General features: G+C 72.8%; 9 protein-coding genes, 1 tRNA gene and 1 other RNA gene. 8 read left to right on the top strand and 3 right to left on the bottom strand.

The window, feature by feature from the left end; translation table 11 throughout:
- Positions 1 to 36 precede the first annotated feature (36 nt).
- Entirely contained in the window at positions 37 to 2487 is a 2451-nt protein-coding gene (locus EDD40_RS22145) for an endonuclease/exonuclease/phosphatase family protein (RefSeq protein ID WP_123744634.1), read from the top strand.
- Positions 2488 to 2542: 55 nt separating this feature from the next.
- On the opposite strand, the gene EDD40_RS22140 is transcribed toward EDD40_RS22145, so the two are convergent.
- Complete coding sequence (locus EDD40_RS22140) at positions 2543 to 3142, bottom strand: hypothetical protein (protein WP_170185162.1); 600 nt, start codon at positions 3140 to 3142, stop codon at positions 2543 to 2545.
- 168 nt (positions 3143 to 3310) lie between these two features.
- Positions 3311 to 3395: transfer RNA gene (locus EDD40_RS22130), tRNA-Ser, on the bottom strand.
- A gap of 96 nt (positions 3396 to 3491) precedes the next feature.
- Here EDD40_RS22130 and EDD40_RS22125 point away from each other — a divergent pair.
- From EDD40_RS22125 to EDD40_RS22100, 6 genes are all read left to right on the top strand, one after another.
- The gene (locus EDD40_RS22125; RefSeq protein ID WP_123744631.1) at positions 3492 to 4409 is read left to right on the top strand and encodes an iron-siderophore ABC transporter substrate-binding protein; all 918 of its coding nucleotides are present in this window, start codon (positions 3492 to 3494) and stop codon (positions 4407 to 4409) included.
- Positions 4410 to 4455: 46 nt separating this feature from the next.
- Positions 4456 to 4552, top strand: an RNA gene (gene ffs / locus EDD40_RS22120) — signal recognition particle sRNA small type.
- 30 nt (positions 4553 to 4582) lie between these two features.
- Positions 4583 to 6841, top strand: coding sequence for a DNA polymerase III subunit gamma and tau (locus EDD40_RS22115; protein ID WP_123744630.1), 2259 nt, complete (start codon positions 4583 to 4585; stop codon positions 6839 to 6841).
- A 74-nt stretch (positions 6842 to 6915) separates the two neighbouring features.
- Positions 6916 to 7242, top strand: a complete 327-nt coding sequence (locus EDD40_RS22110; RefSeq protein ID WP_236594614.1) for a YbaB/EbfC family nucleoid-associated protein — start codon at positions 6916 to 6918, stop codon at positions 7240 to 7242.
- Complete coding sequence (recR, locus tag EDD40_RS22105; RefSeq protein ID WP_123744628.1) at positions 7242 to 7835, top strand: recombination mediator RecR; 594 nt, start codon at positions 7242 to 7244, stop codon at positions 7833 to 7835. The genes EDD40_RS22110 and recR overlap by 1 nt, the downstream gene beginning before the upstream one ends.
- Positions 7832 to 8317, top strand: a complete 486-nt coding sequence (locus EDD40_RS22100; RefSeq protein WP_123744627.1) for a uridine kinase family protein — start codon at positions 7832 to 7834, stop codon at positions 8315 to 8317. Before recR ends, EDD40_RS22100 begins: the two co-directional genes overlap by 4 nt.
- 31 nt (positions 8318 to 8348) lie before the next feature.
- Here the strand turns inward: EDD40_RS22100 and EDD40_RS22095 are convergent, their stop codons facing one another.
- Positions 8349 to 11609 (bottom strand): AfsR/SARP family transcriptional regulator, encoded by a 3261-nt coding sequence (locus EDD40_RS22095; RefSeq protein WP_123744626.1) that lies wholly within the window; start codon positions 11607 to 11609, stop codon positions 8349 to 8351.
- Between the two features lie 230 nt (positions 11610 to 11839).
- Between EDD40_RS22095 and EDD40_RS22090 the strand changes: the two genes are divergently transcribed.
- Positions 11840 to 13519, top strand: a complete 1680-nt coding sequence (locus tag EDD40_RS22090; RefSeq protein ID WP_123744625.1) for an ABC transporter substrate-binding protein — start codon at positions 11840 to 11842, stop codon at positions 13517 to 13519.
- Positions 13520 to 13522: the final 3 nt, after the last annotated feature.

The raw sequence follows: 13522 nt of genomic DNA, 5'->3' as shown, positions 1-13522 counted from the left end.
GAGGATGCGCGCACCCGCCAATTACCGGAGGACCCGTTGAGACCTACCCCGCTCCGCGTCGGGCTGGCGGTCACCGCCGCCTCGGCCGTGACGTTCGCCCTCGCCACGCCGATCCACGCGGCCCCGAGCCAGGACGCCCTGATCGCCGAGGTCTACGGCGGTGGCGGCAACTCCGGTGCCACGTTGACCCAGGACTTCGTCGAGCTGGCCAACGCGGGCGCCGCGCCGGTCGCCGTCGACGGCTGGAGCGTGCAGTACCTCCCGGCGAGCGCGAGCGCGTCCAGCCAGTGGCAGGTCACCCCGCTGACCGGCTCGATCGCCCCGGGCGGGCGGTTCCTCGTCGGGCAGGCGAAGGGCGCCGGCGGCACGGTGGAGCTGCCCGCGCCGGACGCCACCGGCACGACCGCGATGGGCGGCTCCGGCGGCACGATCGCCCTGGTCACCGCGACCTCCGCGCTGACCTGCAAGACCGCCGCCGACTGCGCCGCCGACGCGCGCGTGCGCGACCTGGTCGGCTACGGCACGTCGACCGTCGTCCGCGAGACCACGCCGACCGCCAACCCGGGCAACGCCACCTCGGCCGCCCGCACCGCGTTGACCGACACCGACGACAACGCCGCCGACTTCGCCATCGGCGCGCCGACCCCGGTCAACGCCAAGGGCCAGGGCCCCGGCGACCCCGATCCCGACCCGGAGCCGGAGCCCGGCGACAAGCGCGTCCGCGACATCCAGGGCACGACCCGCGTCTCGCCGCTGCTCGGCCAGAAGGTCGCGGGCGTCCCCGGTGTCGTCACCGCGACGCGGGCCGTCGGCGACCGCGGCTTCTGGCTCCAGGACACCGCGCCGGACGCCGACCCGCGCACCAGCGAGGGCGTGTTCGTCTACACCGCGGCCCTGGCCCCGACCGTCGAGCCCGGTGACGAGGTGCTGGTCTCCGGCACCGTCGCCGAGTACCGGCCGGGCGGTGACGCGGCGAGCAACTCCAACCAGACGCTCACCGAGATCACCGGCGCCACGGTCACCGTGAAGTCCAAGGGCAACGCCCTGCCGACCCCGGAGGCGCTGAACCCGCCGGCGGGCTACCTGCCCACCGCGAACGGCGGCAGCATCGAGGGCCTCCCGCTCGACCCGGCGACCTACGGCCAGGACTACTACGAGTCCCGCGAGGGCATGTACGTCCAGGTGACCGACGCCCGCGTGGTCGGACCCACGAACAGCTTCGGCGAGACGTGGATCACCACCGTCCCCACCCAGAACCCGACCGCGCGCGGCGGCACGATCTACCTCGGCTACGACCAGCCCAACAGCGGCCGGATCAAGGTCAAGCCGGGCGCCGCCGCGCCGCAGACCAGCAACGTCGGCGACGTGTGGCGCGGCGCGACGGTCGGCAACGTCGAGTACACCAACTTCGGCGGCTACACCCTGGCCGCGAAGACCGTCGGCGAGCACGTGTCGGGCGGCATCAAGCCCGAGGTCACGGACGCGCAGCGGTCCTACGAGCTGTCGGTCGCCACGTACAACGTGGAGAACCTGGCCGCCACCAACGACCAGGCCAAGTTCGACCGGCTCGCCGCCGCGGTGGTGCGGAACCTGAGGAACCCGGACGTCGTGGCGCTGGAGGAGATCCAGGACGACAACGGCGCGACCGACGACGGCACGGTGACGGCGGGCGCGACGTTCGCCAAGTTCACCGACGCCATCGCCGCCGCGGGCGGTCCGCGCTACCAGTGGCGCCAGGTCGACCCGGTGAACAAGGCCGACGGCGGCGAGCCGGGCGGCAACATCCGGGTGGCGTTCCTGTTCAACCCGGCCCGGGTGTCCTTCGTGGACCGCGCGGGCGGCGACGCCACCACGCCGGTGTCCGTCGTGAAGCAGCACGGCCGCGCCGCGCTGTCGGTGTCGCCGGGCCGCGTCGCGCCCGCCGACCCGGCGTGGAACAGCAGCCGCAAGCCGCTGGCCGGCGAGTTCAAGTTCCGCGGCCGCACGGTGTTCGTGGTCGCGAACCACTTCAACTCCAAGGGCGGCGACCAGGCCATGCACGGCCGCTACCAGGAGCCGGTGCGCAGCTCCGAGCAGCAGCGCGTCCAGCAGGCCGCGTTGCTGCGCGGTTTCGTCGACCAGGTCAAGGCCGTCGACAAGGGCGCCAACGTGGTCCTCGCGGGCGACATCAACGACTACCAGTTCTCCCCGGCGGTCGGCACGCTGACCGGCAACGGCGACGTGGTGGCCCTGATCGGCACCCTGCCCCCGGCCGAGCGGTACAGCTACGTGTTCGAGGGCAACTCGCAGACCCTCGACCACATCCTGATCAGCGCGAACATCACCCGCTACCGCTACGACGTGGTGCACGTCAACGCGGAGTTCGCCGACCAGGCCAGCGACCACGACCCGCAGGTCGTGAAGCTGCGCCCGAGCACCGGCAACGCCAACGTCGACCAGCTGGTCTTCCTGCTGGAGGACATCGTGGAGTACCTGCCCAGGCACTGACCGGCGGCAGTGGGAAGGCCCCCTCGGACGCGTTGTCCGAGGGGGCCTTCGCCTGTCAGTCCCGGGCGGGCTCGGCCCTGGTCGTGGTCACGAAGGTGGTGGTCGGGGTGGACGGCCTCGTGGTCGAGGTCGGGTCGGCGGTGGTCGTGGGCGCCGGCCGCGTCGTGGTGGTCTGGCCGGGGGTGGTCGTCGGCATGGGCCGCGTGGTGGTCGACGGTGGCGTGCTGGTGGGGTCCGGCCTGGTGGTGGTCGGCTTCGGGGTGGTGGTGGGCGGCTGCGGCGCGTCGGCGCACCGCGCGTCCTGCGGCAGGTTCGCGTACTCGTCCCCGGCGAAGTAGATGGCGCTGGACCACTGCGTGCCGCCGTCCTGCCGGCCGATGTTGAGCCACACGTCGTTCGTGTAACCGAAGTCCGTGACCGACTCGCCGTGCACCCAGCAGTAGACGCCGACCGTCCAGCCGGCCAGGACCGGGCTGCCCGGCGCCTGCGTGCACGACGTCGACGGGCAGTGCCGCACGTTGACGTCGTGCCACGCGGTGGCGGAGTACTGCGGCGGCCCGCCGGCCGCGACCTCGGTCGAGGCCGTGGCGACCCCGCCGGCGAGCAGTCCCGCCCCGGCGGCGGCCACGGCGACGGCGGTCGTGAAGATCCTCATGCGTGTCCTCCCAGTGATCACGGTCGATCACTGGTTAAACGCGGTTGGTGACCTCCGGCGTTGCACCGCGCCGGAGAACGAAGGCCACGAGAACGAGCGCCGGGAGAACCAGCGCCGGGAAAACCAGCAGAGCCCCGACCACCTGACGGTGGTCGGGGCTCTGGTCTGCGGAGGATACGGGATTTGAACCCGTGAGGGGGTTAACCCAACACGATTTCCAGTCGTGCGCACTAGGCCACTATGCGAATCCTCCGTGGCGGAGTCTAACGGAGGGTCGGCGCGACGCCCAAAACGGGTGGTCGAAGGGGCGGACTCATCGGTCACCAATAGGTTCGGTTAGGCTTGCCTAATGAAGCGTGGTCTTGTGGTCGCCCTGTCCGCCCTGCTCCTGGCCGCCTGCGGGGGAGGAGGCGGCGACGCCGCGCCGACCTCGTCGGGGGTCACGGTCGACACCCGGTTCGGGCCCGTGACGATCGAGGAGCCGCCGACCCGGGTCGTGGCGCTGGGCTGGTCGGACGCCGAGACCGCCCTCGCGCTCGGCGTGCAGCCGGTCGGGGCGAGCGACTGGCTGGCGTTCGGCGGCAAGGGCGTCGGGCCGTGGGCCGAAGGGCTCTACCAGCAGGCCCCGACGCTGCTGGGCACCACCGAGATCGACTACGAGGCCGTCGCCGCGCTCCAGCCCGACCTCATCCTCAACACCCGGTCGGACAACGACGAGAAGAAGCACGAGACGCTGTCCAAGATCGCGCCCACGATCGGCGCGCCGAAGGACGTCATCCCGTACGGCACGTCGTGGCGGCAGCAGGTCGAGCTGGTCGCGAAGGCCCTGGGCAAGGTGTCCGAGGGCGAGGAGGTCGTCGCCGACCTCGACGCGAAGTTCGCCGCGAACGAGAAGTTCGACGGCAGGACCGCCGTGGTCGGCGCGTACTTCGACGGCAAGTTCGGCGCCTACGTCTCCGGCGACCCGCGCGCGGACTTCCTGAAGGCCCTCGGCTTCACGCTCCGCGAGGACGTCGAGGCCCTCGCCTCCGGCTCGTTCTACGTCGACATCTCCACCGAGCGGCTGGACCTGCTGACCGCCGACCTGAGCGTGCTGTTCCCCATCGGCGGCGACGCGACCGCGCTCAAGGCCAACCCGCTGGTGCCGGAGAAGGCGTTGATCCTGGAGGACGAGGCCCTGGTCAACGCCTTCTCCAGCGGTTCGGCGCTCGGCACGGCCTACGCGCTGGACCACGCCGTGCCGCTGTTCACGACGGCGCTGGGCTAGCGGAACCAGCCGTCGGCGACGCCCGGAGGGCGACCGGCTACACTGGTCTCGGACCTCGTGCGGCACACATCTCGCGAACCTCCCCAGGGCCGGAAGGCAGCAAGGATAAGCGGGCTCTGGTGGGTGCACGGGGTCCCCTTTCTTTGTCGGACCCTCCCGGTAAGGTCCCCGACGTGGCGCTCGCCCTCTACCGCAAGTACCGTCCGGCGACCTTCGGCGAGGTCGTCGGCCAGGAGCACGTCACCGAACCGCTGCGCACCGCCCTGGCGGCCGGTCGGGTCAACCACGCGTACCTGTTCTCCGGGCCGCGCGGGTGTGGCAAGACGTCCAGCGCCCGCATCATGGCGCGCTCGCTGAACTGCGTGCAGGGCCCGACACCCGACCCGTGCGGCGAGTGCAACTCGTGCGTGGGCCTGGCGCCCAACGGTCCGGGCAGCGTGGACGTGGTCGAGCTGGACGCGGCCAGCCACGGCGGCGTGGACGACGCGCGCGAGCTGCGGGACAAGGCGTTCTACGCGCCGGCCGAGTCGCGGTACCGGGTGTTCATCATCGACGAGGCGCACATGGTCACCACGCAGGGCTTCAACGCCCTGCTGAAGATCGTGGAGGAGCCGCCCGAGCACCTGATCTTCATCTTCGCCACCACCGAGCCGGACAAGGTGCTGCCCACCATCCGCTCGCGCACGCACCACTACCCGTTCCGGCTGATCCCGCCGAGCTCGATGCGGGCGCTGCTGGAGCGCAACTGCGCGGCCGAGGGCGTGACCGTCGACCCGTCGGTGTTCCCGCTGGTGATCCGCGCGGGCGGTGGGTCGGCGCGGGACACGCAGTCGGTGATGGACCAGCTGCTGTCCGGCGCGGGCCCCGAAGGGGTGCGCTACGACCGGGCGATCTCGCTGCTCGGCGTGACCGACGTGGCGTTGATCGACGACGTGGTGGACGGCCTGGCGAACGGCGACGGCTCGGCGGTGTTCGGCACCGTCGACCGCCTGGTCGAGGCCGGGCACGACCCGCGCCGGTTCGCGTCCGACCTGCTCGACCGGCTGCGCGACCTGGTGCTGCTGCACGCCGTGCCGGACGCGGCGGCCCGCGGCCTGGTGTCCGCGCCGGACGACGAGCTGGCCAAGATGGTCGCGCAGCGCGACGCGACCCGGCCCGCGACGATCACCCGCTGGGCGGAGATCCTGCACCAGGGGCTGACCGAGATGCGCGGCTCGACCGCGCCCCGCCTGCTGCTCGAACTCGTGACGGCGCGGATGCTCCTGCCGTCCGTCGGCGACCTCGAGTCCGGTCTGCTGCAACGCGTCGAACAGCTGGAACGCCACGGCCCGCCGGTCGGCGGCGCCCCGGCAGGTCCCGCGGAGACCCGCTTCCAGCGCCCGTCGCAGCGCGCCGCCGAACCCGCCGCGCCGCCGGTCCAGGCCGCGCCGGCCGCCCAAGCCGCGCCGGCCGCCAAGCCCGTCGACCCAGCGCCCCAGACCACGGCTCCGGACACCGCACCGCCGACCGCACCCCCGGCCCCCGCGGTGCAGGCCGCGCCTCCCGGACCGCCGACCCCGCCGGTGCTGCGGTCGGCGGCGATGAGGTCCGCCGGCGCGGACCTGGGCGCGGCCGAGAGCACGTCGGTCCCGGCGAGTCCCGCGCCCGGTCTGCCCGCGCCGCCGGTGCTGCGCTCGGCCGCGATGAGGTCCGCCGCCGGTGACCCGGGTGCCGCCGACAGCACGCCCGCCGCACCGGACGTGGACCAGCGTGCCGCCGTGCCGCCGCACGCCGCCGTCCCGGACGTTCCGCAGGTCGCCGACCTGGCCGTCCCGCCTGCCGCAGGCCCGCCGGCCACCCCGGTCGCACGGGGCGGTGTCGACGCGGTCGAGGTGCGTCGGCGCTGGTCGGAGCTGTTGGGCGTGGTCCGCGGCACGAGCCGGAGCACCGAGGCGATGCTCACCAACGCCACGGTCGCCGACGTCGACGGCACCACGGTCACCCTCACCCACACCTCCGCCCCGCTCGCCCGCCGGCTCGCCGAGCCGCGCAACGCCGACGCCATCGCCGCCGCGTTCGCGCAGGTCCTCGGCGGCACGTGGCAGGTGCGGTGCGTGCACGGCGACGCGGCCGCGGCGCCCGCCCGGCAGGCGGCGCAGAAGCCGCAGCGCCCCGCGGTGACCAGGCCGAGCCAGGCCCAGCAGCCCGGCCAGAACCGGCAGCCCGAGCCGTCGCGCCCGGCGGCGTCCGGCCGGCCCCCGGTCGACGACGTGCCGCCGCCCCCCGAGCCGCCGGAGCCCGATGAGCCCCTCCCGCCGGAGCCGGTGGACGAAGAGGAGATGATGGCCGAGGCGGCCCTCCCCGGCGACGCGGACGACCAGCGGCTCGACCCGGAGGCCGTGGTGCTCAAGCTCCTCGCCGACGAGCTTGGCGCTCGGCCGTTGAAGGGCTGATCGACGCGACTACGCTGGTGAACGGCGGCAGACCCCGAAGAGAGGAACCCGCGGTGCAACCCGGTGGGCCCAACATGCAGCAAATCCTCCAGCAGGCGCAGAAGATGCAGCAGCAGCTCGCGGAAGCCCAGCAGGAGCTGGCCGAGGCCGAGGTCACCGGCACCGCCGGCGGCGGTCTGGTCACCGCCGTCGTCTCCGGTGGCGGCGAGCTCAAGAGCCTGACCATCGACCCGAAGGCGGTCGACCCGGACGACGTCGAGACGCTGTCGGACCTGGTCGTCGCCGCCGTGCGCGACGCCAACCGCGCCGCGCAGGAGCTGGCGGCCCAGAAGATGGGCCCGCTGGCCAGCGGCATGGGCGGCATGGACGACCTCGGTGGTCTCGGGAAGCTGTTCGGCTGATGTACGAAGGGCCCGTCCAGGACTTGATCGACGAGCTCGGCAGGCTGCCGGGCGTCGGTCCGAAGAGCGCGCAGCGCATCGCCTTCCACCTGCTCGCCGCGGACCCGGCCGACATCGGCCGGCTCCAGGACGCGTTGCAGAAGGTCAAGGACGGCGTGGTGTTCTGCGACGTGTGCGGCAACGTCTCGGCCGAGGCGACCTGCCGCATCTGTCGCGACCCGCGCCGCGACCTGACCCTGATCTGCGTGGTGGAGGAGCCGAAGGACGTGCTCGCGGTCGAGCGGACCCGCGAGTTCAAGGGCCGCTACCACGTCCTGGGCGGCGCGCTCGACCCGTTGTCGGGTGTCGGGCCGGACCAGCTGCGGATCAGGCAGCTGCTCACCCGGATCGGCACGGACGTGTCGGAGATCATCATCGCCACGGACCCGAACACGGAGGGCGAGGCGACCGCGACGTACCTGGTGCGGATGCTGCGCGACTTCCCGGGCCTCACCGTCACCAGGCTCGCGTCCGGCCTGCCGATGGGCGGCGACCTGGAGTTCGCCGACGAGCTCACCCTCGGCCGGGCGCTGTCCGGCCGGCGCAGCATGTGAGGCTCGTCGCGGTGGACGGGCCCTCGGGCTCGGGCAAGTCGACGTTCGCGGCGCGCCTGGCGGTGGAGCTGGGCGCGACCGTGGTGCCGACCGACCACTTCGCCACCTGGACCGACCCGGTGTCGTGGTGGCCGCGCCTGATCGCCGACGTCCTCGACCCGCTGCGGCACGGCCGCGAGGCCCGCTACCGGCGCGTGGAGTGGCCGGGCGGTGTGCCGCGCCTCGGTGCCGAGGTGCACGTGCCGGTGCCGGACGTGCTGGTCGTCGAGGGCGTGTCGGCGGCCCGGCGGTCGATCGCGCCGCACCTGGACGAGGCGATCTGGGTGGAGGTGCCGGACGCGGAGGAGCGGCTGCGCCGGGCCGTCGGGCGGGACGGGGAGGCGAGCCGCGCGCACCTGCGGCGCTGGCAGGCGTTCGAGCGGGGCTGGTTCGCGGTGGACGGCACGAGGGCCCGCGCCGACCGGATCGTGACGCCCGACTGAGCGGCGCCGGGCCGGCCGACGCCCGCCGGGGTCACGCGTCGAGCGACGCCCGCACCACGTCCGCGTCCGGCGACCCGACGGCGGTGAACCACTCCAGCGCCGTCCGCCAGTGCCGGCGCGCCTCGGCGTCGTGGCCGGTGGCGGCCAGGACGTCGCCGGCCAGGTGCGAGGCCCGCGAGTGCACGCACCGCTGGCCCGTGGCGGCGCTCAGCTCCAGGCACCGCCGCGCCAGGTCGAGCGCCTGCGCCGCGTCGCCCTGGTCGAACCTGATCCGCCCGAGCACGGCCAGCACGTCCACCTCGGCGATCCGCAGCCGGTAGCGGACCGCGCTGTCCAGCGCCTGGCTCGCCGAGTAGCGCGCCTCGTCCAGCCTGCCCGCCGCGCGGTGGGTCAGGGCCAGGCTGCGCCGGGCCGCGCAGATGCCCAACGGGTAGCCGGTCTCCTCGGCGATCCGCAGCGCCTCCGTCGTGCGCTCGACCGCTTCGTCGAGCCGGCCCAGCCCGCACAACGCCTCACCCCAGGCGTTCTTCGCGTCGCACAGCCCTTTCAGGTTGCCCAGCTCCTCCGCGATGCCGACCGCCCGCCCGGCCTCGCGCGCGGCGTCGGCCCAGCGGCCCCGCATCACGTGCGCCAACGCCAGGCCCTCGTGGGAGAAGTGCGCGAACCGGCGCGCGCCGGCCCGTTCGTACAGCTCACCGCACTTCTCGTACAGCTCGGCGGCCCGGTGCGGCCGGCCCAGGAACAGGTGCGCCTCGGCCAGCGCCCGGTGGCTGTCGGCCTGCGTCATCCACGCGCCGAGCCGGTTGCCGACGTCCAGCGCGCCCTCGAACGACGACACGGCCCGGTCCAGCTGCCCGAGCTGCATGTAGACGCCGCCGAGGTTGAGCTGGGCGATGCCCTCCTGCTGCAACGCGCCGATCGCCCGGGTGATCACCAGGGCCCGCTCCAGGTGCTCCGCGGCCTGCTCCAGCTCGCCCACCTCGATGTAGACGGTGCCCAGGTTGGACAGCACGGCCGCCTCGACCGCGGGCGCGGCCCCGGTGCGCTGCTGGATCGGGATCGCCCGCCGGAAGTAGTCGACGGCCACCAGGTGCTGCCCGATCGCCCAGTGCAGCGTGCCCAGCGACGACAGCATCGCCACCTCGCCGACCGCGTCCTGGGAGCCCTGCGCGACCGCGAGCCCCGCCTTGGCCGTCGCGAGCCACTCGGCCGGTAGCCCGATCGTGTAGAAGTACCGGCGCAGCGCGTCGGCCAGCTGCCAGACGTCGCGGTCGGGCTGCCGGTCGGCGGCGTGCACGACGAGCCCGACCAGGTTGCCGCGCTCGGCGTCCAGCCAGGCCAGGGCCTCGGCCGAGGTGGTGAACAGGCGCGGTGTCACGCCCGCCACGACGTCGGTGCGCGGCAGCCGCAGCAACGTGCTCTTGAACGCGTCGGTGGCGTTGTCCACCGACCGGATCGACCAGTCCAGCAGCCGCCGCGACGCCTGCGCGCTCTCCGCCGGGTCGTCCTCGATGCCGCGCCGCTCGGTCGCGTAGTCCCGCAGCAGGTCGTGGAACTGGTAGCGGCCGGGCGCGTGGTTGTCCACGAGGTTCGCCGTGGCCAGCCGGTCGAGCCGCCGCCGCGCGTCCTGCGTGGTCAGCCCGCCCAACGCGGCCGCCACGTCCGGCGTGATGTCGCCCGGCGCCAGCGACAGCAGCCGGAACAGCGACGCCAGCTCCGGCTTCAGCGCCGTGTACGACAGGTCGAACGCCGCGTGCACGGCGGCCCGCTCGTCACCTTCCACGGCCAGCGCCGCGAGCCGGTTGCCGGCCCGCAGCTCCTCCACGTAGGACGCGATGGTGATCTCCGGCCGGGACAGCAGGTTGGCCGCGGCGATCCGCAGCGCCAGCGGCAGGTGCGCGCACAGCTCGGCCAGCTCGTCGGCCGCGTCGGACTGCGCCGCCACCACCTCGTCGCCGAGCATCCCGGCGAGCAGCGCCCGCGTCTCGGACCGGTCGAGCACGTCGAGCCGCACGTTGGACGCGGCGTGGCTGACCGCCAGCCCGCGCAGGGTGTCGCGGCTGGTCACGAGCACCGCGCACCCCGGCGAGCCGGGCAGCAGCGGCCGGATCTGCTCGGCGTTGGCCGCGTTGTCCAGCACCAGCAGCACCTGCTGGTCGGTCAGCCGCGACCGGAACATCGCCTCCTGCTCGTCCTGGTCCAGCGGCACGGACTCCGGTGGCACGCCCTGCGCCCGCAGGAACCGCGGCAGCACGTCCACCGCGCTCAGCGGCGGCCCCTGGGCGTAGCCGCGCAGGTTGACGTACAGCTGGCCGTCGGGGAAGAAGTGCCTCATCTTGTGCGCCGCGTGCACGGCCAGCGCCGTCTTGCCGACGCCGGGCGGCCCGGCCAGCGTGACGACCGGCACGCCCTGCGCGGTCCGCAGCAGCGCCTCGATCAGCTGGACGGCCTGCTCGCGGCCCACGAAGTCGCCGATGTCGGCGGGCAGCTGCGAGGGCACCACCCGGTCGCGCCGCGCGGCGGGCGCGCTCTGCCCCAGGTCGAGCGCCGGCGAGCCGCCGAGCACCTGCTGGTGCACGCGGCGCAGCTCGTCGCCGGGGTCGATGCCGAGCTGCTCGGCCAGCAGCCCGCCGACCCGCCGGTACGCGCCGAGCGCGTCGGCCTGCCGCCCGGACCGGTACAGCGCGATCATCAGCTGCGCCCACAGCCGCTCGCGCAGCGGGTGCTCGCTGGTCAGCCGGGACAGCTCGGGGATCAGCCGGTCGTGCCGGCCCAGTTCGAGGTCGACCTCGACCCGGCGCTCCTCCACGTGCAGCCGCCGTTCGCCCAGGCGGGGCACCTCGTCGCGGTGCAGCACCTCCGACGGCACGTCGACCATCGCGGGCCCGCGCCACAGCGCCAGCGCGGCGGTGAAGATCGCCGACGCCGACTCCAGCCTGCCCGCGGCCCGCTCGCGCTCGCCCTCCTCGACGAGCTGCTCGAACCGCATCACGTCGATGGTGCGCTCGTCGACGTCGATCAGGTAGCCGTCGGGCACGGTCCGGATGGGCACCGCCGGTCCGAGCACCTGCCGCAGCCGCATCACGTAGGTCTGCAACGTGCCGCGCGCCCGCGCGGGAGGATCGGCGCCCCAGATGTGCTCCGCCAGCTCGTCCACCGAGACGCCGGCGCCGGCGCGCATGAGAAGAGACACAAGCAGCGCCCGCTGACGGCCCGCCCGCACCACGACCTGCTCGCCGTCGACCAGCACCTGCAACGGGCCGAGGACGCGGAACTCGACCACGGGGCTCACCAGCGACCTCCTTCCGCGCGTGTGCGGTTTCTGTTGTCCGTTGTACAGCGTAAGAGGGCGTTCGCCGGATCCGCCGTGGTCACGTTGGGTCAGCGAAGGTGTGCGAGACGTGTGTTAATGCTGATTCACGTGGCCGGATCGTGACCTCGGACGAGTCGGAAGGGTTGTGGTGACCGGTTAGGGTCCGTGACCACACCGTGAGATCCCGGATTTCCCTAGGGGTGTGTCAAATGCTTCAATCTCGAACGGCCCGGCGCCGATGGTTGGCCGCGATCGGCCTGACCGGCGTCGCGGCACTGGCACTGTCGGCCTGTGCCCAATCCGAGCGCGGCGACGACTCGGGGTCCGGCAAGGTCGGCGGCACGATGGTCTTCGGCGCCGCGGGCGAGCCGAAGAACTTCGACCCGATCTTCAACGACGACGGTGAGAGCTTCCGGCCCATCCGCCAGATGTTCGACACGCTGGTCACCTACAAGCGGGGCACCGCCGACCTCGCGCCGGGTCTCGCGGAGAAGTGGACGCCGAGCGAAGACGGCAAGTCCTGGACGTTCGACCTGCGCAAGGGCGTCAAGTTCCACGACGGCACGCCGTTCGACGCCGCGGCCGTCTGCTTCAACATGGACCGCTGGTTCAACATGAAGGGCGCGGGCGCCCAGAGCCAGATGATCTACTACGGCGACGTGTTCGAGGGCTTCGCCAAGAACGAGGGCGACGCGGCCGGCGACCCGGTCTACAAGTCGTGCGAGGTCAAGGACGAGCACACCGCCGTGCTGAACCTCAACAAGTACAAGGGCGCCTTCCCGGCCGCCTTCGGTTTGACCGCGCTGTCCATCTCCAGCCCCGAGGCGCTGAAGAAGTACGACGCGGACAACGTCGTGCAGTCCGGCGACTCGTTCACCTATCCGGCTTACGCGACCGAGCACCCGACCGGTACCGGCGCGTTCAAGCTGGAGAAGTTCGACAAGGCCAACAAGACGATCACCCTGGTCCGCAACGACGACTACTGGGGCGAGAAGGCCAAGCTCGACAAGCTGATCTTCAAGATCATCCCGGATGAGAACGCGCGCAAGCAGGAGCTCAAGGCCGGCACGATCGACGGCTACGACTTCCCGAGCCCGGCGGACTACAACTCGCTGAAGACCGACGGCTTCAACGTCACGCCGCGGCCCGCGTTCAACATCCTGTACCTGGGCCTCAACGGCGCGAACAACCCGGCGCTGAAGGACCTGCGGGTCCGCCAGGCCATCGCCTACGCGGTGAACCGCGACCAGCTGGTCAAGACCAAGCTGCCGCTGGGCGCCGAGGTGGCGACGCAGTTCATGCCGAAGACCGTGGCCGGCTACGCCGACGACGTGCAGCAGTACCCGTACGACCTGGCCAAGGCCAAGGACCTGCTCGCGCAGGCCGGCGCGTCGAACCTGAGCCTGAAGTTCTACGTGCCCACCGAGGTCAGCCGGCCGTACATGCCGAACCCGTCCGAGATCGCGGCGGTCATCGCCGACGACCTGAAGGCCGCGGGCATCACCGCCGAGATCGTGTCCCGCCCGTGGAACGGCGGGTACAAGGACGACGTGCAGAAGCTCGGCAAGCACGACATGCACCTGCTCGGCTGGACCGGCGACTACAACGACGCCGGCAACTTCATCGGCACCTTCTTCGGTCGGGAGAAGAAGGAGTTCGGCTTCAACGACCCGGCCATGTTCGACGCGCTCGCCGCGGCCGACGGCGTGGTCGACCAGGCCAAGCACGCGGACGCCTACAAGCAGGTGAGCCGCGACATCATGAGCAAGTACCTGCCCGCGATCCCGGTGTCCCACTCGCCGCCGGCGATCGTGGTCAGCAGCAAGATCTCGGGCCTCGTCCCCAGCCCGCTGACCGACGAGCGCTTCGACACGGTGAGCAAGGGCTGAGCC

The organism is Saccharothrix texasensis (assembly GCF_003752005.1).
Taxonomy (GTDB): Bacteria; Actinomycetota; Actinomycetes; order Mycobacteriales; family Pseudonocardiaceae; genus Actinosynnema; species Actinosynnema texasense.
Note: the sequence above shows the minus strand (reverse complement) of the source record. Positions and strands in the feature narration are given on the sequence as shown.